This is a genomic window from Anaerovorax odorimutans DSM 5092 (genome assembly GCF_000426305.1).
Lineage (GTDB): Bacteria > Bacillota > Clostridia > Peptostreptococcales > Anaerovoracaceae > Anaerovorax > Anaerovorax odorimutans.
Map to the genome: position 1 here is coordinate 21249 of NZ_KE384520.1, position 25200 is coordinate 46448.

Consider the following 25200-nt stretch of genomic DNA (forward strand, 5'->3'; position numbering starts at 1 on the left):
AATTGAACCATAACATAAGATGTATTTAAATGGTATTCTTTTTATTATTTCGGGTAGTGCATTAATATTGAACCTTAACATAAGATGTATTTAAATGAATTTCTGCTTGTATGAAAATCTGCTTTTAGTTCACATTGAAACATAACATAAGATGTATTAATACTTCACTTTTTTAAACAAGCAGAATTAGTGTAAACAAAAGGGGATAGTTTGATTTAAAATTAATTAGTATTAAATTTTTACTTGTTCATTTAGGAACAGTGAAACACTATCTTACATAATTAAGAAATATATATAAAAATTTATAAAAAGGAGCTGGTCTAGTTGAAAAAAAGAGATATCATGTCTGGTTTAGTGGCTTTCTTTATAATTTTAGGATTGTTTGCCGCTATACCAATAAATGCATTTGCTCTATCTATTGACATTGATGATTTAGATGTTTTGGCAACGCTCACTGCGCTAGCTAATACTGATCCAACCATATCAATTGATAATTCATCCCTTAGTTATACGGAAAATGAAGATGCAACGCAGATAGATGCAAATGCAACTGCAAGCGATGCTGACGGAGATTGTGATTGGGACGGTGGTAATTTGACAATACGGATTACTTCAAATAATAAAGCTTCAGATGAGTTGAGTATTCCTATAGTTGGCAGTATTAATACTAATGGAATAAACTTACGAGATGGAACAACAGTATTTGGAGCGCTTAACTCTTCTGGGGGGACTGTAACAAACAATACGGCGCTGACTATTACATTTAACAGTAATGCTACAAATGCGCTTGTACAACAGACATTACGTGCAATATCATATAGAAGTACGTCTGAAAATCCTTCAACATCAAACAGAACAATAACGTTTACATTAACTGATGGAAACAGTGGCAGTGTTAGTGATACACGTACTGTGGAGGTTTCGGCTGTAGATGATGCTCCAACGATAGTAACAAATGATGGCTTGACGTTGAATGAGGATGCAAGAGCCACGATTCCTTTAGATCTATTGAAAGCAGATGATGTGGATACAGATAATGCTACCCTAACATATACAGTAACATCAAGTCCATCAAATGGAAAATTAGAAAATACGGATAACCCAGGAGTAGCTATAAGCAGTTTTACCCAGAAAAACTTAATTGATGGGAAAATACAATATGTACATGACGGAAGCAATACAACTTCAGACAGCTTTACCTTTAAAGTAAGTGATGGTACAAATGAATTAATAGGACAGACTTTTAGTATCACAATTAATGCTGTAGATGATGATGCTCCAACGATGACAACAAATAATGGCTTGGCATTAAATGAGGGCGCAACAGCGGCAATTCCTTTAGATATATTGGAATCAGATGATGAGGACACAGATAATGATATCCTAACATATATAATAACATCAAGCCCATTAAATGGACAATTAGAAAACACGGATAACCCAGGGATAAGCATAAATAATTTTACCCAACAAAACTTAATTGATGGCAAAATACAATATGTACATGACGGAAGCAACACGACTTCAGACATCTTTATATTTAAAGTAAGTGATGGTACAAATGAATTAACAGGACAGGTTTTTCGTATAACAGTAAATCCAGGTGTTAATAGTACGATTAGCCCTATAACGGTGAACTTCGATAAAAATACATCAGCGCAATCCGATATTAACATAACAATGACACTTAATGGAAACACGTTAAGTAATATTAAGAATGGAACAGATACGCTTACATCTGGTAAGGATTACACGGTATCAGGCAGTACGGTTATAATATCCAAAGCATATCTTGCAAATCAACTAACAGGGAATGTAACCTTAACGTTTAATTTTAATATTGGTGATGCACAGACACTTTCAATTGTAGTAACTGATAGTACATCCTCTGGAAGCAGCAGTGGAGGTCATTCATCATCATCTAGTAGTGGGGAATCACAATCTGTGGGAACGTCTTCTTCCTTTACAAATTCTAAGGGTCAGACAGTGACCACAGTAAACATTAATACTGCGAAATTGGATAAAGTGCTTGAAACAAAAACTGATAGACCTATAGTAACTATTCCGGTAATATCTAATTCAGATATTGCAATAGCAGAATTAACTGGTCAAATGATCAAGAACATGGAATCAAAAGAAGCTGTCTTGGAAGTCAAGACTGTTTCTTCAACCTATACACTGCCGGCAGCGGAAATAAACATGGAGTCTATTTCTGAGCAGTTAGGTGAAAGTGTAAACCTTTCGGATATTAAGGTTCAGATTCAAATTGCAGAGCCTTCTGCGGATGCCATTAAGGTAGTCGAAAACGCTGCCAAGGCAGGTAATTTTACCATTATGGTGCCAGCGGTAGAATTTAATATAAATTGTACCTATAACGGAAAATTGATTGATATCAGCAAGTTTAATTCTTATGTGGAAAGAACCATAGCAATTCCCGTGGAAGTGGATTTAGCCAAGATTACAAGCGCAGTTGTTATAGAACCTGATGGTACAGTACGGTCTGTACCAACTAAGGTAATTCAAGTGGATGGAAAATATTATGCAAAAATAAGTAGTTTAACCAACAGTATTTATACGGTGATATATAATCCCATTGATTTTGTAGATGTTGAAAACCACTGGGCAAAAGATTCCATCAATAATATGGGTTCCAAAATGATAATTTCAGGCGTAGGGAAAGGAAAATATAACCCAAACAGTGCTATTACTCGTGCAGAATTTGCAGCAATTTTAGTTCGAGCACTTGGACTTGAGACAACAACAGGTGAAAATCAGTTCATTGATTTGAAAAGTACAAATTGGTTCTGTGATTATGTTAATACCGCCAGCGAATACGGAATTATTAATGGAGAGAGTGAGGGTACATTTGCTCCAAATGATAAGATTACTCGAGAACAGGCTATGGTGATGATAGCCAGAGCAATGAAAATTACGGGTATTGAGCCCACAGTGACAGAAAGTGAGATCAGCACACTTTTGGCTGAATATACGGATGCACAGGGCACATCAAGCTATGCCAAGGCAGACGTTGCTTCCTGCTTGCAAACAGGGGTCATATCTGGGACGAGCAGTAGTACATTGGCTCCAAAGAATAATATCACAAGGGCAGAAGTAGCGGTAATTGTAGAGCGATTATTGAAAAAATCAGAGTTAATATAAGTTTATGTATTATAGACACCGTTTTGGGTCAACCAAAACGGTGTTTGTCTTAGCTGAGAAGTTCAAGGGTTACAAGAGAAATGAACCTTTTTAGATTTAATCTAAAGAATTGAGTTGGGTTGGTAAATTTTTAATAAAACCTTGAAATTTCAATAAAAAGTGGTATTATTAAAATTAAGAAATGGCATATTTGCAGGCATTGAACCATAACATAAGATGTATTTAAATTAGTTTTGTTATAAAAGCGTTGTCAGTATTAACACATTGAACCATAACATAAGATGTATTTAAATAAAGTAAAATGATTAACGTAAGATATATGGATTTCAATTGAACCATAACATAAGATGTATTTAGTGACTTTTTTATTATAAAATTTTGAACAAAGTGGCGTTATTTATATTAAGTAATAAGGAGTTTATATGATTATTAAGAATATAGAAAAAGACAAGGTATGTGACGCATTATTATTAATTGAAAAAACATTTATGGAGTATGAGGCTTCAGAGTATTCAAAAGAAGGTATCAGTACTTTTAAGGAATTCTTGTATGATGAAAATTCAATTAAAGACCTTGAATTCTTTGGTGCATACATTGAGAGTAAACTTGTAGGTGTTATTGCTACTAGAAATAATGGAAGTCATATTACTTTGTTTTTTGTAGATGGAAAATATCATAAGCGGGGTATTGGCAAAGCACTTTTTAAACAGGCTCTCAAAAATGGAAAAACAAATACAATTACTGTAAATTCCTCAACTTATGCTGTTGATATTTACAGACATTTAGGTTTTATTCCTGATTCTGATGAACAGATAAAGGATGGTATACGATATACACCAATGACATATACAAAATAAGCATAATCGTAAACTAAAAAACTTGAATTTATCCATAGTAATTTAAATAAATTATCCCTACATACATTTTGTATTAATGATATACATTTTTCATTTAATAAAATTATTTTACCAAGTGGCTAATATATTCAAAGTATTGTAACTTAAGTAATTTCAATGGTTATAAACACTTATTTAAATTTAATCTTAAAAATAGGTTAAGGCTGGTAAATTTTTAATAAAACCTTGAAATTTCAAAGAAAAGTGGTATTATTAAATTTAGCAAATGGCATATTTACAGGCATTGAACCATAACATAAGATGTATTTAAATTCTATTATTTTTCTTTCCACATCTTCAATTTCAATTCATTGAACCATAACATAAGATGTATTTTTGTTGCAGGTGGATTCTACATTCACCTTATTTTTTATCCTTTTATTTATTTTGACATATAAATATCATTTTTCTTCATGTGCTTCTTCATCTTTAGCTTGTTTATAAAGAATCATAATCAACATAATATAATCTTCTTTTTCACACGCTTCCTCAGTTAGTCTTTCTATTTCTTGATCTGTAAGTTCTTCCCCTTGTGCGAACTGATCTACCGTTTCAATATTTTTTACTAGCCAACAAACTGCCTGCTGTGCCTTGTATGGCAGATTTCTTATTAGCTTTTCAATCTGTTTTATTCTTTGTTCTTTCTCATTCATAACAAGATCACTCCTCTTATTTATAATATTGGAATGTATATATTCCAATATTATCACAAACAATTAGGTAAAATCAATAATGTAATGCATATATTCCAAAATAAATTTTTAGGAGGATCTTTCATGTCAAATAAAATTAAACAAGATATTTCTATTGGTGCTAATTTGAGACGGCTTCGAAAGGATTCAAAATTATCTCAAGAAGAAGTTGCTGCTAAACTGGAACTTATGGGACTTTCAATCAGCAGGGAAATTATTTCTCAAATGGAACTAGGTCATTATAGTATTAGAGTTAGTGTGCTGTTGGCTTTAAAACAGATTTACAATGTTGATACCTTTGACGAATTTTTCAAAGATATATAAATTTTTTTGACTAATGTTTGATTTACAATATTTTTCATACTGGTTTTGAATTTCAAGATTAAATTCCTCATTATTATTAAACCAAAGCATAAGATTTCTTTAGATATTCACGGCTTATTCATATAAACATATCAAATTCACCGTACGGCTTAGTTTGTACGGTTTCTTCAACTGCAATAATTTTGGAGGTTTCAAGAAAATAGAATAAATTTTATGTTGATCTTATAAATTTCCCTTTTAAATTTTGGGGATGATTTTTTAAAAAATAACTTCTTGCTGCATGAAATAAAATAATAGTTATATTAAATATAATATTTTATACCAAAATATTCCACAAATTTATACAAAATATGGTAGAATATTAAACAAGAGAAAGAAAATTAGGAAATTTTTCAGGGTAAAGGGAGGGAGATAATTGAAATTTATCGAATTAGTAGTTACCGTAATTCTAAAAAAAGATATTTATTTCGCAGACAGCGGATATGTTATAGGTAAAAATATAAATAAACTTATGCTGTTAGACAAAGATTTAAGAGAATTACATGTTAAAAAGCAATATAAAAATTATGTATTTAATAGCTTTTATCCACTGGAAAAGGACAAGCTTTATAAAAAGGGCAAGGCATATGTCTTTAAAATAAGAGGATTAGACGATGAGTTTATGAAGAAAGTACATAAATACTTAAAAGTATTGGATAGTGATGATTTTGATGTTATTTCGGCAGCATTTGAAGAAATAGAACAAGGTAACATCCGAGAACTATATACACTTACCCCGGTAATTATAACTATAGATGATAGACCTTGGCTTCAAAATAATGATTTACATTTATTTATAGACAGGCTGGAATCGAATCTTGAAAAAAAATATAAAAGCTTTTTTAACGAGAGTATTGATATAAAAGGAAAGCTTATAGAAAATATTAGATTTAAAAATAAAGTTCCCATGTCTTTTAACTATAAAAATGTAAAACTTCTTGGAAATAAAATCAGTATAGATGTTAAAGAAAATATTGAAGCACAAAAAACAGCATTCCTTGCTTTAGCAGTAGGAATTGGAGAAAAGAATTCTGCTGTGGGAGCAGGCTTTTGTAATAGAAAATAATGCAGTTTAAATTTGTTTAATATGTATCTAAGTGATAGTTTTTATATATAGAGGTGGTGTAAAATTGCAAAAGATAAAAATAAAATTAAAACTATTATCTGACATGTACAGTCATGGTGATAATATGGAAAAAGCAGAGTTTAGAATAACTGAATTAAAAGCACTTATGAGAAATACATTCAGAGAAATATATAGTTTTAAAAATTTGAAAGATATGATAGAAAAAGAAGGAGCTTTATTTGGAAATACTAAGCATAAATCTCCTGTATCATTTAGACTAAAGTCTATAGTACCTAAAGAGAAACAAGATTCTAGTTACTTAAGGACTAATACAGAAGTAACTTTATATATGATGATAGATGATTTTAATTCTGATAGTTATGAATTTTATCTTTATTTATTAATACAATCGTCTATATTAGGAGGACTGGGAAAAGATTGTAAAAAAGGTAAAGGTAGATTTAAAATTGAAAAAGTTGAGATAGAGGGAAAAAGTAAGTATGAAAATTTGTTAAATATGGAACACATAGATTTTTTGAAAAACTACAACGATTTACAATATAACATAAAGAGTGAAACTATTAGATTAAGGAAAATAAAAAAATCAACTGATACTATCGTCACTTATGAACCATTAGTAGAAGATTTAAAGTTTCCTTATTTAAAAGAAATATCTTTTGCTAAAGATTTTCCAAAAAAGATATACAATAATGATTTCTAATTAACTTCTTACAAGAATAACCAAATAATAAAAGTCATATAGGGGAAGGAAAAATATAATGAGTTATTTATTAGGTATAACAATTGGGCCGGTACAAACCTTTATACAAGAATCTAGAAAACTAATGGATTTATATAACAGCAGTAAAATAATATCTCAGATTATGATAAATTGCTATAAATATATAGAAACTAACAGTAGTAAATGTGAATTAATATATCCTAATTATGGCGATATAAAAGATGAAGTAAAAGCAGATTGCTCAAATTATATGATATTTGAAATCCAAGATTTGATTGATATGGAGGAAATAGAAAATAAAATATATGAAAATTTTAAAGTAGAAAGTAAGGTCTTAAAAGAAAATTTTCATTTGTTTTGGGCAATGTTAGAAAATGATACAGAGTATAAAGATAAATATAAAGAACTTATTAAAATAATGAAAGGCATAAAAAATACTTATAAATTTGAACAGTACGAGCAAAAAGAAGGACGATATAAATGTAGTATATGTGGAAAAAGAAACGGTACTCATGCAAAAGGTAAAAATGATAAAGCTTTAAGCTCTGATGAACTTTTATGTGAATTATGCTATTTTAAAAGGACTTATAATCATGATGATATAAATAATAAAATTCCATCAATATATGATATTGCAATAAGCAATTGGGAAAATAAATACAAAGAAAAAATACTTCAATATTTAAGTGTTATTATTAAAAATGATGAAAGCATTGATTATTATATTAATTTTAAAAATAAGAAATACTATAATCCAAATGAATTTAAAAACATTATAGCATTGATGGATAATCAAAAAAAATATAAAGATAAGCTTGATGAATATAAGGGTGAAATCAATATTAAGATTAAAGAATTAAATAAGGAGTCTTTAAAAAAAGTATCAGACAAATTAATTGAAATTTATAAAAGTGATAAATTGAATATTCCTATACCAAACTACGAGTATTGTTTTATTCAGTTTGATATAGACAATTTAGGGAAATGGATGAGCAAAGAAGAGGTAATCTGCTCAAAGGATAACCAAAAGGAAATTTCACGTGAATTAATTAGTTTTACTAATAACGTTTCAACTGAATTATATAAAGAAGATAAAAAATTGAGAGACAGCGTTAATATAATATATTCTGGTGGAGATGATTTTTTAGCAATTTCTTCAATAGATAATATTGAACTTATATTTAAAACTATTGAAAAGCACTATAATAAATTATTAAATAACTTAAATAATTTTTTTAAGTATGATAAAAAAATTACTTATTCAATTAGTATTACAATAGCTCAATGCAAAGATCCAATGAGTTATGCATTAGAAAAAACAAGATTAGAATTAAATAAAGTGAAAGAGCTGTATGAAAATGTTGGATATCAAAAGAACGGAGTAGCTATTAACTATATTATTAATAACGGTAAATATATAACCACATATATGAAAAAGGATAAATTAAAAGAATTTCTTAATTTAGTAAAAGAATATAAATCATTAGATAAAAATAAAGATATATCTTTTTCATATATTAATAAATTAAATGAAGATTTCAAGGATTTCAATTATGAAAATTTAACTAATGAGGAAAAGATTTTTCTATACAAAGTAATATCAAAAGACCTAATAAGAATTATTTCAAGATCCATGGATAAAGACAATTATGCAATATATTCAAAGGATTTATATTATTTTATTATGGAAATAATCAAAGATAATTTTAACAAAAGTAAAAGAGATAAAAATCATTTTGATTTAGATATTCAAAATGTAATTAATATTTTAAATATGTATAAAAAATTTTGTGAAATAGAATTTAGGGATGATAAAGATGAATTATAAATTATTAAAAATAAAACCAACAGATAATACTTTCTTTGGAACCGGAAATAGATTTAATTATGATATTAGTGATGTAATAAAAAGCAGAAATATAGCATATCCATCTACATTTTTTGGAGCTGTTTTTACAGCCCTATTATCTCAAAACAATGACTTTAGAGAAAAGTTTTTTAGAGATAAAACATATGATGAAGAAGAAATATTAAGTTTAGGACAAATATATTTATATAGTGAAAAAGAAAACAGAACATATATAAAAGCTCCTTTAGATTTATTTATTAATGAATATAAAGATATTGAATATGGATATTTTAAAAAAATTGATGGGTTTTCGACCTCGTTAAATTCTAATTATTATTTAGATATTGATGTGAAAGATGAAAGGTTGAAAGACAGCTTTATAAGATTGAAAGATTTTTATAAGTCGTATCCTAACTTACAAGATTATAGATTGAAAGTGTTAAATGAAAATAATATTTTTGCAAAGAATAACAAAATAGGAATAGGAATTGATAAAAATACAAAAAACGTTGAAACGGGTAAGCTTTATAAAATACAGCAAACAGAATTTATAAATGATGAATGGTCATTTGTAGTTGAGTATGATATTGATAAAGATTATTTAAAGAGAAATTATAAGACAGAAGTAAAACTAAATGATGGGTTTTTAAAATTAGGGGGAGAGAATAAAGTTTGTAAATATAAAAACATAATAAACGATGAAATAGAGGAATTTTCTAAAACGAGAGAAGAAAATAATAGCCATTTAAAAAAAGATACGATATATAAAATCATTCTAACCAGTGATTCTTACTTTGAAAAAGATATAGAAAATATATTGAATGAAGATATTAATATAAAACTTTTAGGTGTAGTTAATGATAAGCCTATTTATATTAGTGGATATGATATGAAAAAAAGAAATGGTAAAGAAGTAAAAAATGAAAAAGGTATAAAAAAGTCTCATAAAGGATATTCTGCAGGAACAATATTTTTAATCAAGAATAATGCTGAAAACATAAATTTAGATGAAAGTATTAGGAAGAAAAATGGTACAAAGGGGTTTAATAATTATATAGCTGTTGAATGTAATAATATTGAGGAGGTAATAAAATGAGTGAAAGAATAGATACATTGGTTATTTGTTCAACATTAAATCAAATAACTAATTATTTAATGATAAAAAAATATAAACCAAAGAATATCTTTAATATTACATATAGTGACTCTAAAGAAAATGATAAGTGGGACCAATATTTAGATAGTTCAATAGAAGAAAACATTACAAATATTGAAATCGATATTAAAGATTTAAGTTATTTTGAAGACGTTAAAAAGATAATAAAAGAAAAGATAAAGGATATAGAAGAAATATATTGGCATATTACAGGAGGTCAGAGATTAATTTCGTTAGCTATAAAAGATATAATAAGAGACAGAGAAAAAGATAAATTCTTATATATTGAAGGTAATACAGAGAAATTAATGATAAATGATTATAAATTTGAAAATTCAATTGAAGAGGATTACTTTGATTGTAATTTAACCTTTGGAAAAGCTCTAAAACTAGTTGGTTTTAAATTAAATGATAAAAGTAAAGACAAATCAAATAAATCTGAAGATATAAAAAGCATGATTGAAAAACAAATCAAACAAGAGGATGAAGAAAAATATAATTTCTACGTTAATTTATATGACTTTTTAAATGATGAAAAAGAAGAAAATTTTTTTGAAATAAGAAAATGTTATATAGATAGCGTTCCTCAAACAAACAAAAAAGATAAAAAAATAGAATTTACAGAAAATTATAAAACAAGTTATAAAAATGCTTTACTTTTTTCAAATAGATTAAAGGAAAGTATTCAAAAGAAGTATATAAAAGAAGTTTTTGAAAAAATAAAGAAAGAAGATAAAGATAATAAATTAGATATAAATAAAGATAAAGGCTTTAATAACCTTTTAAAAAATCAATCTCCTATAGGATATATTTTTGAAAATATTATATTTTATAAAATTTGTTCAATACTTGAAAAAAAAGATAGTAAACATAATAAAATCGTTGATATCATAGGGAGTATGAAAACTTTATCTGAAAGGAAGGAAATTAAAGGAATTGTTGATGAATTAGATATTGCGTTACTAACAAGTACGGGTAAGATAATAAATTTAGAATGTAAATCAGGTGGGATGAGCGGAGATAATGCGAAAAGCAATAAATATACAACTTACAGACTTTCAGGTGTTTTCGGAATGCCTTATTTAGTATCTCTATTGAAAAAAAATGAAGATTTACAAAATGAAAAAGAGGAATTTATTGTAAAGAATATTATAGGTGCTTACAATTCTGCTAAGAGAGCTGAATTAAATGTTATTAACTTTGATGAACTTGAAGAAGAAATAGAGAAAATAATAAAATAAAGGAAACAGGAGAAAAAAATGTATAATGAAGCAAAAATGATATATATAAAAATGTTGACTCCAACACATGCAGGAGCAGGACAAACACTTCAAAATGTTGATATGCCAATTCAAAGAGAAACGAATACAAATATTCCTAAAATAGAAGGCTCAAGTTTAAAAGGTTCTATAAAGCATAGTATATATAGACTTTTAACTTCTGAAAGAAATAAAGCTACTAATGAAAAGGAAAAAAAAGAAGAATCAGTAAAATTAGATACTCTAGATAAAATATTTGGCAGTGAAGATGGGGATTCAGCTAGTAGAATAGGATTTACAGATGCAAAATTATTATTTTTTCCAATAAAATCAGCTACAAAAATATATAAATTAATTACTTGTCCATATATATTAAAAAGGTGGATAGATGATCTACAATATGTTAAAGGTTGTTACAATGATAATATAAAAGAAATAGATGATAAAATTAATAACATTAATGAAATTAATGTTAATGAAGGAAAATGCATATCGAATGAAACAGATAATAATAAAGAGAAAGAAAAAAGTCAAATATTAGAAGAATACATATTTGATAATTTAACAATCAAAAAAGATAAAGATGTTATTGCAGATATTTGTGATGTATTAAAATCAAACAACATAAAAACTGAAGAGCTAAAGGAAAGAATGGTTATATTAAATGATACAGATTTTATAGACTTGGTAAGTATGTACACAGAGATAATAACAAGAAATAAGATTGATCCTGATTTAGGAACAGCTGAAAAGACAGGTCTTTTTACCGAAGAATATTTACCCACAGAAACGATAATGTATTTTATGGCTTTGTCATCACCTGAATTTAATAAAAATATAGGCGATAAGACAGGAAATCCTTTTGAATATTTAAATGATAAATTAGAAGAAGTCTTTCATATAGGTGGTTTTGCAACTATAGGAAAAGGGTTTGTAAAATGGTTAAATAAGAGTGATTTTTGTAAAAAGGAAAGTAGTGATAAGTTATGAGTTTAAAAAATATAAATCTTGAAGTTTCTAAATATGCACTTAAATGTGTAGAAACAGTAATAAATCATACAAATGAGGAAGATAAAACAAAGAATATAGACGAAAAGAGTTATAAAACACTAGTGAAGAAAATGCCTACTTTAATTCAAAAAAACGGATTGATTAATACTTTAGTTTTTAACTTATCTAAGCCACTTAATAATAAAACTTCTAAAAATAAATGTCATAGAGAGGTTTTAAAAAATATTATAGATTGGACTGTTGAAAATCCAAAATTGTGTAATATAAAAACTAAAACAAGAAACTTTAAAGAAAGTGAAAATAAAAATATAGATAAAAATGATGAATATGAACAAGTAATAATCAATTACATTAAATGGGTTACGGATTTAAACCCTAAAGAGTATAGGTTAGTAACAAAAGAAATGATGATGTTATTTGGATGGATAAAAAGATTTAGTGACGGAATGATAAAGGGGGATGAAGAACATGAGTGAAAAACTCCATATCAAACGTGTAGAAAAATCAGAAAAAAATATTGTTTATTGTGAAGGGAATATAAAAGTTAAGGCTATTACAGATTTAGAATTAAATAAAGATGATATTGCGTTTATAAAAGAAGATAATAAAGGGGAAAGGACTTTACAAAAAGAGTATATTTATAAAGATTTACGTGATTATTTATATCAAGATACTAAAAATAAAAAGCAAATATCTAATATTTCATTAAAACTAAATAAATTTTCAAATATCTTCAATTTAGATAAATCATATACACAATGTCAACTAGATTTATATAAAAGAATAAATAAAAATATTAGGTGTATTTGCAAAAGTTTAGAAAATACTTTTAAACTCGTAAAAATTACAGCCCCAGTAGCAAATAAATTAGTTATTGGTTTAGGGGGACATTCAGTTTTTGAAAATGATATTACATTACATCATACATATGGAGTTCCGTATATTCCCGGACAAGCAATTAAAGGAATGTTTAGAAACTATATACTGCAAAACCATTGTAAATATGATGAGAAAGGAAAAATTATAGATAATTATGAAAAAAAAGCAATTAAGACAGCTTGGTTTTATTCAATATTTGGCGGAGAAAAGGGAGAGGGGAAGAGTATTGCTGGAAAAGTAATCTTTATGGACTCTTTCCCAGCTGGTAAGTTTAATATAAAAAGAGATGTAATAGCTTGTCACCATCAGGATTATTATACTTCTGGTAATAAAGTTCCTCTTGATTCAGATAAGGTTAATCCCATTAAATTTTTAGTACTGGAAAAATATAAAGATGATAATGAAAATAAAGAAAAGAATAATAATAAATTAAATAGTAAAAAAGAAAAAATTAAATTTAAAATTAATATAGCAATAAAAAAAGAGCTGTTGTCCTCAGGTACAGAAAAAAATAGTGAAGAATTTATAGTTGGTGAACTTATTGATGCTTTGAATTACCATGGTATAGGGGCAAAGACTTCTGTAGGATATGGTTATTTTGATATTGATAAAGAAAAGTTTCTTGATAAATTAAAAAAGGAAAATGAAATAAAATTAGCTGAAGAAAAGAAAAAAGAAGAAGAACGAATATTTAAAGAAGAAACAAAGAATATGTCTGAACTTGAAATTGAACTTTATAAAATAGATAAAATAGAAGACACTGAAACTAAAAATAATGATTTGATGAAGCTTTTTAAAGAAAAATAGATTCATTAGAAGGAGAAGAACAAAAAAATCTGGCTTTATATGTAAAGGCATATTTAGAAAGTACAGATAGATGGGAGTATAAACCTGAAAATAAAAAGAAAATTAAAGATGCAAAAAGAATTGAAAAAATCTGTGAAATATTGAAAATACAAAAACCCGTAAACTGATATTTGATAAATAGTATTATAATTTGCAAAAATATGAGTTAAAAATAAAGGTTTAAAGATTTTTTATTGATTTAATTTTAGTAATAATTGATTATAATAAAATATTATATTTAAAAAATATCTCTATTATAATACTACACCATTTTACCAAGCAGGCAATAAATAAAAAGTATTGTAACCTAAGCAATTTCAATGGTTGCAAATACTTTTTTTAATTTGATTAAAAAAAACGGTTGAGGTTGGTAAATTTTTAATAAAACCTTGAAATTTCAATAAAAAGTGGTATTATTAAAATTAGCAAATGGCATATTTTCAGGCATTGAACCATAACATAAGATGTATTTAAATCTGATAATAACAGCGTTACCATTTTTCGTGCTTATATTGAACCAAAACATCAAGGTATTAAATAAATTAATAACAGACATAGCGAAAGGTTTCTTTTATAAAATAAGGAGATTCGTTATGTCTGTTTTATTTTTTCTCTTTTATCATTTCCAGATTATAAAAATATTTAATTTTACAAGACTTATAGAGATAAACATATCTAATAAAACTCCAATTAAGTAAAAATATAGAAAATTTTTTAAAATATGTGTCACATTTCATCATATTTAATAGTTATTAAATATAGAAGAAATAATTTATTAGCTTAAGGAGGTGCTTATTAATGTCTAATATAAAATTTAGATGGAATGGAGATTAGTTGCTTTTTATTAGTAGAGAGGCTATTTTTTATATGGTTTTAAGAAAATATTATGAGAAAATATACGTAATAAAGTAAAACTTAAAATACTTAATATTAAACAAAGGAGAAAACTATGAAAAAGAAAAGAATAATTGAAATCTTGGGAACAGCAGTAGCAATTTTAGTAATGGCAACAAGTGTTCCTATCTTTGCAACTGATTTAGGTGGATGGGACGAAGAAGAAGGTTCTTTTTCTTTACAAAATGCAGAAGGGTATTCACTACAAACTCAAAAGGTAGATTCTTTGCAAAATGATATATCAAATATAAGTACTACAAAAGCTAAATCAACTGCTAAACACACTGGAAAATCAGAAAAAAAACTTATTAACGGAACAACGAATAAAAGAGCACATGGTTGGACTACATGGAAAGGGGTGTATCATTATACAACTGCCCAAATGAAAAGGTATGGAAAAGTAGTAACTACAGATACCGATTGGGATACGGGTGGAACAGAAGCAATTTCTCCATGGTTGGCTTTTGATGGAGAGTCTCTTGGTCATGCTAAAACTTTTTATGGAAATTAGAATGATACTAATTGTTTTAAATTTTAAGAAAGGTCGGGAAACTGACCTTTTATTTTTAGAAATAGTACTTGTAATGGTACACATTGTATGTTCATTTAAAGTAAGTATTGATAAATAAGGGGTAAGTATGAGGAAATATAAAAAATATTTGATTATTGTTATTTTAATAGGAACACTTTTTTTATCTATGTTATTAGACCAATATCAAATTGTAGAGGGGCAATTAAATTTGGAAAGCAATAGAATGTATTCGCAGAACAGTAGAGTAATAGAGAATCTAAGTATAATAGAAAAAAATAAAAATTTAAAGGAATATTCTTTTAGAGTATTTGGAGAACTTAAAGAAATCCCTTTCGTACGATCCTATTACTCCAATAATTATAGAAGCTGGGAACCTATGCTAAAAGAAGGACGATTTTTTAATAAAGAAGATACAAAAGAAGCTATAGTTGGCAAAAATGTAGAGTTAGAGTATAAGGGAAATGAGAGATATTATGTTTTTAATGGGAAGAAGTATAAAGTAATAGGTTATTGGGGAATTGAAGGAAGCAGTTTTATGGATGACCAAATACTCCTAAATGATAGTAGATATTTTGAAGATAAAAATGTAAAAACAGTATTGGATAGTGAAAGTATTGAAGTTTTTGAGACAAATGGTATAAAATTTTTAGATATTCCGGTAAAAGATATATGGAATCCGATTAATGATCAATTTTTTACAGAGTGGATTATGAAGTTGAGCAAATTACTTTCTATATTAGTGTTTGCATTTTGCGGAATTATTATAAGCTTACAATTTAAGAAGGAAAGTGAGATAAAGCATTTAATAGGTACAAGTAAATATAGGATATGGATAAAAAAATTGTGGTTTTTATGTTCACTTTTTATATTATCTTTCATTATTGTTATAGGATACACTTGCTTTACTATGCCTAAGTTAATAAAGTTTGAAATATTGTTGAAAAATGTAATATACTTTATTATTTTAATTACTTCTTTTAATCTTAATGAACTGTATTTAAATTATAGGAGGCTTAAATGTGGAAATTAAAGGAATTTAGATGGTATATATGTAACAATTATTTACTTCTATTTTTGCAAGTTATTATACTTTTTCTGGTTTTAGGTCTTATTTATGTATTTTTACTTTTCTCTCATAATTTATTTGATACAAACAATAAGTTTAACGAAATATATTCAGATAAAACAATGTATGAATTAGTATATTACTTTGAGAATCCAGATAGATTTTCTGATTTTAGAGATTCAGATGCATCAATGGCAAGACTTAAAAATTTTTATGATGTTTTAAGCCAAGAGAAATCATTTGATTTTTTATCTTCTTGCGATCAACAAGTTGCTATAACAAATTTTAGAGGTGATAATAAATTCAAAGATAGCGATCATACATATGATATGAATGGTAAAACCTATATAAATATTAAAAGTATGCAGATGAATCAAAAAGCATTTGAGTTCCATAAAATAACAGTTGATAAAGGGACAAGCTTTCAATGGGATGGAATTGATTATAAAGGTAACAAAATACCTGTTATTCTAGGGGCTGAATATGAAGGAGTTTATAATATAGGTGATATTATTGATGCTAATTTTTATTCCCTTGATGTGGAACTGGAAGTTATAGGATTTTTAAAGAAAGATTCAACAATGTACCATAAATATGAAGTTAGAAGATGTTTAAATCAATATATAATATTGCCATATCCTGAAAAGGGTTATAAAAACATGGAAAAGTATTTTAGAGGTATATTATATTCTTCAATGATAAATGGTAATATTGTAATAGAAAATAAGGATAATGCATTACAATTTGTTTTGGATAAATTAAATGATATCTCAAAAACTACAGGATATTATGAATATACGTTAATTGGTATTCCTATATTTAAAGTGCAGTATAATATGGTAATGACTATCATTCAATCAAATAGAAATTTGATTATAAAAATTCTAGTAACTTTGATATGTATTACAACTTTTATCATGTGCAGCATTTCCTACTTTATATATCAAAGAAGGCAGAGCGTTTATAAGCTTTACAAAATATTGGGCTACTCGCAGAAAGATATTCAAAGTATGATTTTTAGGGAATTGAGTTTTCCATATATCATATCTTTTATTTTACTGTCTATTTATTATTTTCAAAAATGTTGGCTATATTGGCAATGTACATTAAAACTAGCTCTTATTGATCTAGGATGGATGTGGTGCGTATATTTATTTATAGTATATGTTCATAGGCATAATGGTAAAGAATTAAATTTATAGGGGGATATAATGATAAAATTAGAGAATATAAATAAATCGTATAAAATGCCCAATAAAAAAGATGAAATATTATTATTCAACGAGTTAGATTTTAACATGGGAAGTGCAAAAATGGTTTCGATTCAAGGTAGAAGTGGCTGTGGAAAGACTACTTTACTAAACATAATATCAGGACTGGATACTCAATATATTGGAAAATATTATTATGAAGGAAATCTTATAAAAAAATCCCACATGACGGAAAATCGATTTGAAAATATAGGTATTATAACACAAAACTATAATTTGTTAGAAGATAGGAATGTATATCATAATATTGCTATTGCTATTCAAGATTTACATATTTCTAAAAGTGAAATCAAACGTAGAGTAAAAAATTCACTTGATATGGTGGGGCTATTCCGATTTGAAAAAAAATATCCAGATGAATTGTCAGGTGGTGAAGCTCAGCGTGTTGCCATTGCAAGAGCTATTATTAAAGAATCAAAGTTATTGTTAGCGGATGAACCTACAGGGGCATTAGACGAAAATACAGAAATTGAAATATTAAAATTGTTTTTAGAATTAAAAGCAAGAGGGTATTGTTTGATTATAGTAACTCATAATAGGGCAGTTGCAGACATATGTGAAGTACAGTATAAAATTGAAGATCATAAATTACTTAAAATCAGATAGAAATAAGACATATAATAATAAATTATTTTACCAAGTGCCAAATAAATTAAAAGTATTATAACCTAAGTAATTTCAATGATTACAAGTACTTTTTTTAATTTAACTTTAAAAATAGGTATAGGCTGGTAAATTTTTAATAAAACCTTGAAATTTCAATAAAAAGTGGTATTATTAAAATTAAGAAATGGCATATTTGCAGGCATTGAACCATAACATAAGATGTATTTAAATGTAATTGCGATTTTGCCATTATAATCGTTTACGGATTGAACCATAACATAAGATGTATTTAAATCCTCTTGCCAATACACTTTCTGTTTCTTTCTCAGATTGAACCATAACATAAGATGTATTTAAATCTGATAATAGCAGCGTTACCATTTTTCGTGCTTATATTGAACCAAAACATCAAGGTATTAAATAAATTAATAACAGACATAGCGAAAGGCTTATTTTATAAAATAAGGAGATTCGTTATGTCTGTTTTATTTTCTTTTATCATTTCCGGATAATAAAAAAATTAATTTTACAAGACTTATAGAGGAAAATATATCTAATAAAACTCCAATTAAATAAAAACATAAAAACTTTTTTAAAATATGTGTCACATTTCATCATATTTAATCGTTATTAATATATAGAGAATAAAATTGCTAATAATTTTAAAAAACTAATTATTTTTATAAACTTTATCTAATTATATTATATTTTATAAATCGTTTATAGATAATCAAAGGGCAACATTTTGAAAAAGATTAAGAAAAATTTAAAATCAGATTTTATTTTTATTATTTCTTATAAAATAATAAATTTTTTGGACAAGTATTGTGAATATAGATTATTAGCGAAAATTCAATTACATATTTAGTTTATTATAAGACAGTTAGCCAATAAGTAGAAATTTCTGCTTATTATTGATTCTCAATTAAGCTAATTACAGGAGAACATAAAAATCTCTTCAAAAGCTTAATAGAAAAATATATATTTGATTTCTTTGGAAATTGTAAAGGATGGTGATGCTTATGATTGTGATTTAAATTTGTATTAGATAATTTATTTTTTAGAGTAAAACTTATGGGAAAAGATTAATGAGTAGAGAAAATACGAGGAGGAAAAATATGAAAATATTAAACAGAAACAAATGGATAGGGTTATTGGTAATGGTGGTATTTGTTGCATCATCTGCAACTGCCTTTGCAGCCAGTTACACAAACAAGGTAACCTTTAGTGAAAAGCTTCCAATGAATTGCCATAATACTACAGTAGCGCAAGCATCTAAAACTACTAGTGAAGATTATGGCAGAGTACAGATAACTAATACTCCTAGTGAAGATGGTATTGCTTGCTGGTTCCGAACAAAAGATTCTCAAGGTAATTATAATTATGATCTTGATGAACTAGTTTTTATTAAAGATAAAAAGAAACATCATGTTAATTATGGTTCTGATGTTGCAACAGGCAAGAAAACTAAAGCGGAGCTAAGAATGGAAAACGAAACTCTTACTCAATACCATAGAGACACAGTTAAAGGTAATGTTTGGTTTAATTAATAATTATTCGTTAAATAACAATTAAGGTTTAAATTTTACATAAAGTGTGGGTAATGTATAATACCTTGCCCACATTTTATAGTTTGGAGTGAAAATGAACTTATTATATGAAGAAATTAAGAAAATAACCAGGAGGAAACAATTTTTTATAATGACAATTGTACTGTTTGGTGCTGTATTTTTAGATTTTTACGCTACTTGTGGACATTATTATGGCAATCAGTTGTCACTTGTTCCGTCAGCATATCAAAGTATTATTATTTATAATTATTTTCCAACTCCAATATCAATTGTTTTTGAAGGCTTTATTTTCCCTTTAGCAGTTAGCATTATTGCATCAGATATTTACTATGACGAAAAAGTATTGGGGATTAATAATTTAGTGGTTACACGTATTTCTCGTAAAACTTATGTATATTATAAAATTTGGAGTATTATTATTGTAGTTTTTATAGTTACTACATTACCCCTTTTGATTAATATCTTATTATCGTTGATTGCTTTCCCTGTGCAAGGGTATTATACATGTTTTACAACCCCCTTTAAACTTTTGATGAGACCGGATAAAACTAAAGTTTTAGCATCATTGGATGCATGGTACCCATATTTACATGTGTTTGTATTTCTTTGCATAAGAGGTGTTTTTGCGGTTTCATCAGCTATATTTGCCTTTTCGATTTCTTTTGCCCAAAAAGCAAATAAGTATTTTATTTTGTTATCAGCTATGATCTTTTATATTATCTATGAATTGCTAATATCTTTTATTGGAGAAATTCCATTACTGAGTGATAGAAAGTCTGAAATTATATTAACAAATATTCTGGGAGTTAATATTTATGGAAGCATTTGGATGATTATTTTATATTTTTGTATCCAAATATCCATTAGCACAGTATTAATTTGGAAAGGAATTAAATCTGATGATCTATAATATAACTAATAAATCTGAAAAACAATATTGGTGGAAATTGAAAAATAAAAAAAATATTATAAAAAATATTTTCTCATATTGTATAGTATTTATATTAATGATGATATTTATCATTACAGATACTAATCGAGAAATCGAGCATTGTTATGGAGCTTTATATAATCGAGTTTATTTTATATCTTTATATTTGCCAATTTATCTTATAGGATTATTTTCTATAGTAAATAAAATATTGTTATCAGAAATGGTTATTCGTTATTCTAATAAGTTGAATCTTATGTTTTACTTTTTTTCAAAAATAGTTAAGCATAGCTTTTTGTATTCTTTGACTTTTCTGTTTGTTAATGTAATATTATTTTTCTTATTATGCATTGATGGAGACAGTCAAAGTATTACAAATTATATTTTTCTATTGTGGACTTTAATATGTCAGTGGATAGGCTGGGTAATGATTGGGTGCCTTTTTCTTTTATCTTACATAATTTTACAACATATTATAATTTCTTTTATGGGTACTGCTGCGGTAATTGGAGGCATAGCAAGTATACAACATATAGGTGAAAGTACTACTCATGATATGTTTGATATAATGTATTATTTTTATCAGCAAGAGAATGTTTTTCAAGTAATAAAATATTTGTCTTATTATTTAGTAATTATTATCGTAATACAGTTTATAGTTTATAAACTGTTAAAGAAAAAAGATTTTATAAAAAAGAAAAAAGGTGAATCATATTGAAAATAAAATGCACAAGAGATGGATGGATAACTTGCATAATAGTTTCCATTTGCACAGGGTTTATAACATATATGTTTTACAATATAGGAGGATTTAGTTTCTTTGATATTTTCAATAAAACATATGGATATATTGGTCTGAAAGATTATAATTTATTATTTGTAACACTTTTAAAATGGATATTACCACAGTTAACAATAATACTGTTTTGGGGGAACTATTTAGAGAATAATTTTGTAGGAAATGCGGAACTTATTCTAACAAGAACAAAGGATGTAAAAAAATATGTGGTTAGCTTTAGTTTAGAATTATTCGTAGCTGTGATTGTTATGAGTGCTGTTTATTATATGGTTATTCTTATTATTTCAGTATTTTCATATGGCATACCGGTTATATCGGCAAAAGCATGGATTAATATGCTTCTCTACTTTTTATATTTATATGGAATTGTATTGATTGTTAATTTATTCTCTTTATTTATGAGAGCAGCTTATAGTGTGTTTGTGATTATGGTTATACAGATATTCTTCTTAGGGATAGTAAAATTAATTTATGATGGATTGATTGATATGTCAGTATACAAGCTTTTGCCTATATCTAGTGTACTGTTTTATTTAAATGAAAATGAGTTTTCAATTAATAAAGGTTATTCTGTTTTTTATTTGGTTTTTCTTATTGTTATTTTAATTTATTTAACAGTTAAAGTGTTGAGACACAAAGAAATATTGTGATAGTAAAGGAAAGGGTTTTGATTATGGATAAAGTAATATTAAAAAATGTATATAAGGAGATTAAGGGAGTTACAGTGTTAAGGGATATTAATTTCACTTTAAAAAAGAGGATGATATATGGATTGTTTGGACACAACGGTTCGGGAAAGACCATGCTGCTTAGAATGATAGCAGGTCTTATAAAACCTACAAGTGGAGAGGTTTATATTGATGGAAAAAAACTACATACAGATATGGATTTTCCTGAAAGTATAGGAGTTATTATTGAAACTCCTGATTTTTGGAGTAATTATACAGGAAAAGAAGTTTTAAAAACTTTAGCCGAAATTAAGAAAATCATTAATGATAATGATATTGATAAAGCACTTCAAAGGGTAGGTTTAGATCCAAAGGATAAAAGAGTCATAAAAAAGTATTCTTTGGGTATGAAACAACGTCTGGGGATTGCGCAAGCCATTATGGAAAGTCCTGATATTCTACTTCTTGACGAGCCTACCAATGCCTTAGATAAATCAGGGATAGAGCTTGCCAGAAAGATTATAAGAGAAGAGCGAGATAGAGGTGCTCTTGTTGTTATCGCCAGTCATAATGTAGCTGATTTGGAAGAGTGTCAAATTAAAATTGAACTGTCAGATGGAAGCATTGTATAAGAGAAAGGAGCTGCTATGAAAGGCAAAAAGTGGATTATATTTGCTGTAATATTAATAGTATGTTTAACACTCAGCGTTGTTAATGGGTTAAAAACAAAAGCAAGTTATATAGATAATGTGGAACTGAAAAATTATTTGTCAAATAAAGATGTAAAGGTACGGGTTTTAGATTATTTATCTGACAGTGATACCCAAGAAGATCTTCCTGAAGCTAATAAAGTTAAAAAAGTGCAAGAGGTGGAACAGTTATCAGATGATATTGTGAAAGTAAAAATTAAGAATAATTCTAACCGTAAAATGTATTATGAGAGTATTTTGTCACAAGTTGAGATTTTAAAAGTATATAAAGGAGATTTAAAAGAAAACCAAATTATATATGTTTTTGAGCATATTGGTGAAAGTAGCAGCAAGTTTTCAAAGAATATATTATATAGTATGGATGGATATAACATGATGCAGGAATCAGAAGAGTATCTTTTACTTTTAAAAAGATTGAAGAATACATATTTTGGTGAAGAAGGCAGTGAATTTGTGTATGTTCCATCAACATCAACATTCAGTAAGTATAGGTGCGATAATGCTAATATTCCATTATTTGAAAGTATTGAATTAGGTCTAAATGCTGATAATTTTTCTAAGGATAAACTCGCTTTATATTCAGATGTTAAGGATGAAGAAATTTTTTTATGTGACGAAGACCAATATAATCAATATATAAATTTTAAAAAAATATTGACTGAACGTTATAATTAAATAATATTTTAGAGTAAAAATGATCTTATTATATAAAGAAATTAGAAAAGTAACAGAAGGAGAAAATTTTTAAAAATAATAATTATCCTATTTGGTATTAATGACATATATGTTCTATAATAAATTATTTTACCAAGTGGCAAATTAATTAAAAGTATTATAACCTAAGCAATTTCAATGGTTACAAGTACTTTTTTAAATTTAACTTTAAAAATAGGTAGAGGTTGGTAAATTTTTAATAAAACCTTGAAATTTCAATAAAAAGTGGTATTATTAAAATTAGGAAATGGCATATTTGCAGGCATTGAACCATAACATAAGATGTATTTAAATATGTATAGCGCGTCAGGGTTGCCGTTCTCTAAAGCATTGAACCATAACATAAGATGTATTTAAATTTTGTAATTGAAAATAATAAATCACTATCTACTAATTGAACCATAACATAAGATGTATTTAAATGGGTTATTCCTAAATGTAAATGGGGACCTGTACTGATTGAACCATAACATAAGATGTATTTAAATTAGGTCTTGTTATCTTTCAAACTTACTAACTTTTCAATTGAACCATAACATAAGATGTATCTGAATTAATATCATCTAAATCGTTTAATTGATCAAATTTGACTGAATAATAATTACATAATAACTAAAAATAAGGGAGAAAAGGCAATCCACTTCAATTAGGAGTGGATTTTTTCTTGAGAAAAATGTAGAAATATGGGGAAAAATAAAATCAAATATATAATTTTGACATAGGAAATATATGGTAAAATAGAACTAGCCGTTAACTAATAATTTTTACTTTTTATAATTAATCGAGGTGGACGTGTGGATATTACAGTGTATGAATTACGAGTAAAAGTATATTTGTATCAGAATATAAAATATGATGATTGTATGCGTGAAATTGCAAAATTAATAGATACTGTTTTAGCGAAAAAAAATAAATTAAGGGATTTTCATGAACAAAATTGTTTTAAAAACTATGTATTTGGAGGATTTAGCCCTTTTGAAAGTGATAAGCTTTATAAAAAAGACGGCATTTATAAATTTCAGCTCAGAACAGTAAATGATAAATTAGTAAACTATTTTTCTAAGAGGCTGGAGCATTTTCGTAATGAATATATGAATGTTTTGACTATACAAATAAAAAAACTATCAAAAAAATATATAAATAAGATTTATAGCTTAACTCCTATTATTTTAAAAGATTATGATAATGATAGTGGAAAAAGCGGCTATTGGAAAACGAATTTTTCAGTAGATTATTTTCAACGACGTATTATTGAAAATTTAATAAAGAAATATAATGCTTTTACAGGCGAAAAATTAAATGAAGATTTTCAAATGCTTTCAAATCTTGAATTTAAAAATCAAAGCCCAATCCCTTTTCCATATAAAAATATTAAACTTTTAGGAGATAAGACAGACTTAATCATTGAGAGCAATGATGCTGCCCAGCAGCTATCGTATTTTGCATTAGGTGTAGGATTAGGTGAATGTAATGCCAGAGGAGCAGGCTTTGTTAACTTTAAAAGTTTATAAAAAGGTAAA

23 protein-coding genes and 1 CRISPR repeat array are annotated in these 25200 nt (G+C 26.8%); of the genes, 22 read left to right on the forward strand and 1 reads right to left on the reverse strand.

Going from position 1 to position 25200, the window contains the following annotated elements:
- Positions 1 to 324 precede the first annotated feature (324 nt).
- Together K292_RS18125 and K292_RS0114915 are read left to right on the forward strand one after the other, a co-directional pair.
- The gene (locus tag K292_RS18125; protein WP_051280852.1) at positions 325 to 3159 is read left to right on the forward strand and encodes a cadherin-like domain-containing protein; all 2835 of its coding nucleotides are present in this window, start codon (positions 325 to 327) and stop codon (positions 3157 to 3159) included.
- Positions 3160 to 3581: 422 nt separating this feature from the next.
- Entirely contained in the window at positions 3582 to 4016 is a 435-nt protein-coding gene (locus K292_RS0114915; protein ID WP_027400508.1) for a GNAT family N-acetyltransferase, read from the forward strand.
- A gap of 440 nt (positions 4017 to 4456) precedes the next feature.
- Here K292_RS0114915 and K292_RS0114920 read toward each other — a convergent pair whose 3' ends face one another.
- Complete coding sequence (locus tag K292_RS0114920; protein ID WP_027400509.1) at positions 4457 to 4708, reverse strand: hypothetical protein; 252 nt, start codon at positions 4706 to 4708, stop codon at positions 4457 to 4459.
- A 123-nt stretch (positions 4709 to 4831) separates the two neighbouring features.
- Here K292_RS0114920 and K292_RS0114925 point away from each other — a divergent pair, with 123 nt between their 5' ends.
- The 20 genes from K292_RS0114925 (at position 4832) to cas6 (K292_RS0115025) (ending at position 25191) form a co-directional block, all read left to right on the forward strand.
- Positions 4832 to 5071 (forward strand): helix-turn-helix domain-containing protein, encoded by a 240-nt coding sequence (locus K292_RS0114925; RefSeq protein ID WP_027400510.1) that lies wholly within the window; start codon positions 4832 to 4834, stop codon positions 5069 to 5071.
- Between the two features lie 415 nt (positions 5072 to 5486).
- Positions 5487 to 6176: a CRISPR-associated endoribonuclease Cas6 gene (gene cas6, locus K292_RS0114930; protein WP_027400511.1), complete on the forward strand. Its 690-nt coding sequence runs from the start codon at positions 5487 to 5489 to the stop codon at positions 6174 to 6176.
- A 64-nt stretch (positions 6177 to 6240) separates the two neighbouring features.
- Positions 6241 to 6897 carry an RAMP superfamily CRISPR-associated protein gene (locus K292_RS0114935; protein WP_027400512.1) on the forward strand — a complete coding sequence of 219 codons (657 nt, stop codon included), beginning with the start codon at positions 6241 to 6243 and terminating at the stop codon, positions 6895 to 6897.
- Positions 6898 to 6955: 58 nt separating this feature from the next.
- Complete coding sequence (locus tag K292_RS0114940) at positions 6956 to 8746, forward strand: Cas10/Cmr2 second palm domain-containing protein (protein WP_027400513.1); 1791 nt, start codon at positions 6956 to 6958, stop codon at positions 8744 to 8746.
- The gene (locus K292_RS0114945) at positions 8736 to 9863 is read left to right on the forward strand and encodes a type III-B CRISPR module-associated Cmr3 family protein (protein WP_037373385.1); all 1128 of its coding nucleotides are present in this window, start codon (positions 8736 to 8738) and stop codon (positions 9861 to 9863) included. The genes K292_RS0114940 and K292_RS0114945 overlap by 11 nt, the downstream gene beginning before the upstream one ends.
- Positions 9860 to 11164, forward strand: a complete 1305-nt coding sequence (locus K292_RS0114950; protein WP_027400515.1) for a hypothetical protein — start codon at positions 9860 to 9862, stop codon at positions 11162 to 11164. Before K292_RS0114945 ends, K292_RS0114950 begins: the two co-directional genes overlap by 4 nt.
- An 18-nt stretch (positions 11165 to 11182) precedes the next feature.
- Entirely contained in the window at positions 11183 to 12172 is a 990-nt protein-coding gene (gene cmr4, locus K292_RS0114955; RefSeq protein WP_027400516.1) for a type III-B CRISPR module RAMP protein Cmr4, read from the forward strand.
- Positions 12169 to 12669, forward strand: a complete 501-nt coding sequence (cmr5, locus tag K292_RS0114960; RefSeq protein WP_027400517.1) for a type III-B CRISPR module-associated protein Cmr5 — start codon at positions 12169 to 12171, stop codon at positions 12667 to 12669. Before cmr4 ends, cmr5 begins: the two co-directional genes overlap by 4 nt.
- Positions 12662 to 13879 carry a type III-B CRISPR module RAMP protein Cmr6 gene (gene cmr6 / locus K292_RS17490; RefSeq protein ID WP_027400518.1) on the forward strand — a complete coding sequence of 406 codons (1218 nt, stop codon included), beginning with the start codon at positions 12662 to 12664 and terminating at the stop codon, positions 13877 to 13879. Before cmr5 ends, cmr6 begins: the two co-directional genes overlap by 8 nt.
- A 988-nt stretch (positions 13880 to 14867) precedes the next feature.
- Positions 14868 to 15323, forward strand: a complete 456-nt coding sequence (locus K292_RS17495; protein ID WP_051280854.1) for a hypothetical protein — start codon at positions 14868 to 14870, stop codon at positions 15321 to 15323.
- A 127-nt stretch (positions 15324 to 15450) separates the two neighbouring features.
- Complete coding sequence (locus tag K292_RS0114980; protein WP_027400519.1) at positions 15451 to 16374, forward strand: hypothetical protein; 924 nt, start codon at positions 15451 to 15453, stop codon at positions 16372 to 16374.
- Complete coding sequence (locus K292_RS0114985) at positions 16362 to 17612, forward strand: ABC transporter permease (protein ID WP_027400520.1); 1251 nt, start codon at positions 16362 to 16364, stop codon at positions 17610 to 17612. The genes K292_RS0114980 and K292_RS0114985 overlap by 13 nt, the downstream gene beginning before the upstream one ends.
- Positions 17613 to 17621: 9 nt before the next feature.
- Entirely contained in the window at positions 17622 to 18287 is a 666-nt protein-coding gene (locus K292_RS0114990) for an ABC transporter ATP-binding protein (protein ID WP_027400521.1), read from the forward strand.
- Between the two features lie 1118 nt (positions 18288 to 19405).
- Positions 19406 to 19837 carry a hypothetical protein gene (locus K292_RS0114995; RefSeq protein ID WP_027400522.1) on the forward strand — a complete coding sequence of 144 codons (432 nt, stop codon included), beginning with the start codon at positions 19406 to 19408 and terminating at the stop codon, positions 19835 to 19837.
- Between the two features lie 94 nt (positions 19838 to 19931).
- Complete coding sequence (locus K292_RS0115000) at positions 19932 to 20768, forward strand: hypothetical protein (protein ID WP_156900553.1); 837 nt, start codon at positions 19932 to 19934, stop codon at positions 20766 to 20768.
- Complete coding sequence (locus tag K292_RS0115005; RefSeq protein WP_027400524.1) at positions 20758 to 21507, forward strand: hypothetical protein; 750 nt, start codon at positions 20758 to 20760, stop codon at positions 21505 to 21507. Before K292_RS0115000 ends, K292_RS0115005 begins: the two co-directional genes overlap by 11 nt.
- Positions 21504 to 22238, forward strand: coding sequence for a hypothetical protein (locus tag K292_RS0115010; RefSeq protein ID WP_027400525.1), 735 nt, complete (start codon positions 21504 to 21506; stop codon positions 22236 to 22238). The genes K292_RS0115005 and K292_RS0115010 overlap by 4 nt, the downstream gene beginning before the upstream one ends.
- A gap of 23 nt (positions 22239 to 22261) precedes the next feature.
- Complete coding sequence (locus tag K292_RS0115015; RefSeq protein WP_027400526.1) at positions 22262 to 22888, forward strand: ABC transporter ATP-binding protein; 627 nt, start codon at positions 22262 to 22264, stop codon at positions 22886 to 22888.
- A gap of 15 nt (positions 22889 to 22903) precedes the next feature.
- Complete coding sequence (locus K292_RS0115020; protein ID WP_027400527.1) at positions 22904 to 23641, forward strand: hypothetical protein; 738 nt, start codon at positions 22904 to 22906, stop codon at positions 23639 to 23641.
- 303 nt (positions 23642 to 23944) lie between these two features.
- A CRISPR array of direct repeats spans positions 23945 to 24234; the repeat unit is 30 nt; unit sequence ATTGAACCATAACATAAGATGTATTTAAAT.
- A 240-nt stretch (positions 24235 to 24474) separates the two neighbouring features.
- A complete protein-coding gene (gene cas6 / locus K292_RS0115025) occupies positions 24475 to 25191 on the forward strand; it encodes a CRISPR-associated endoribonuclease Cas6 (RefSeq protein WP_051280855.1) in 717 nt (238 codons plus the stop codon).
- Positions 25192 to 25200: the final 9 nt, after the last annotated feature.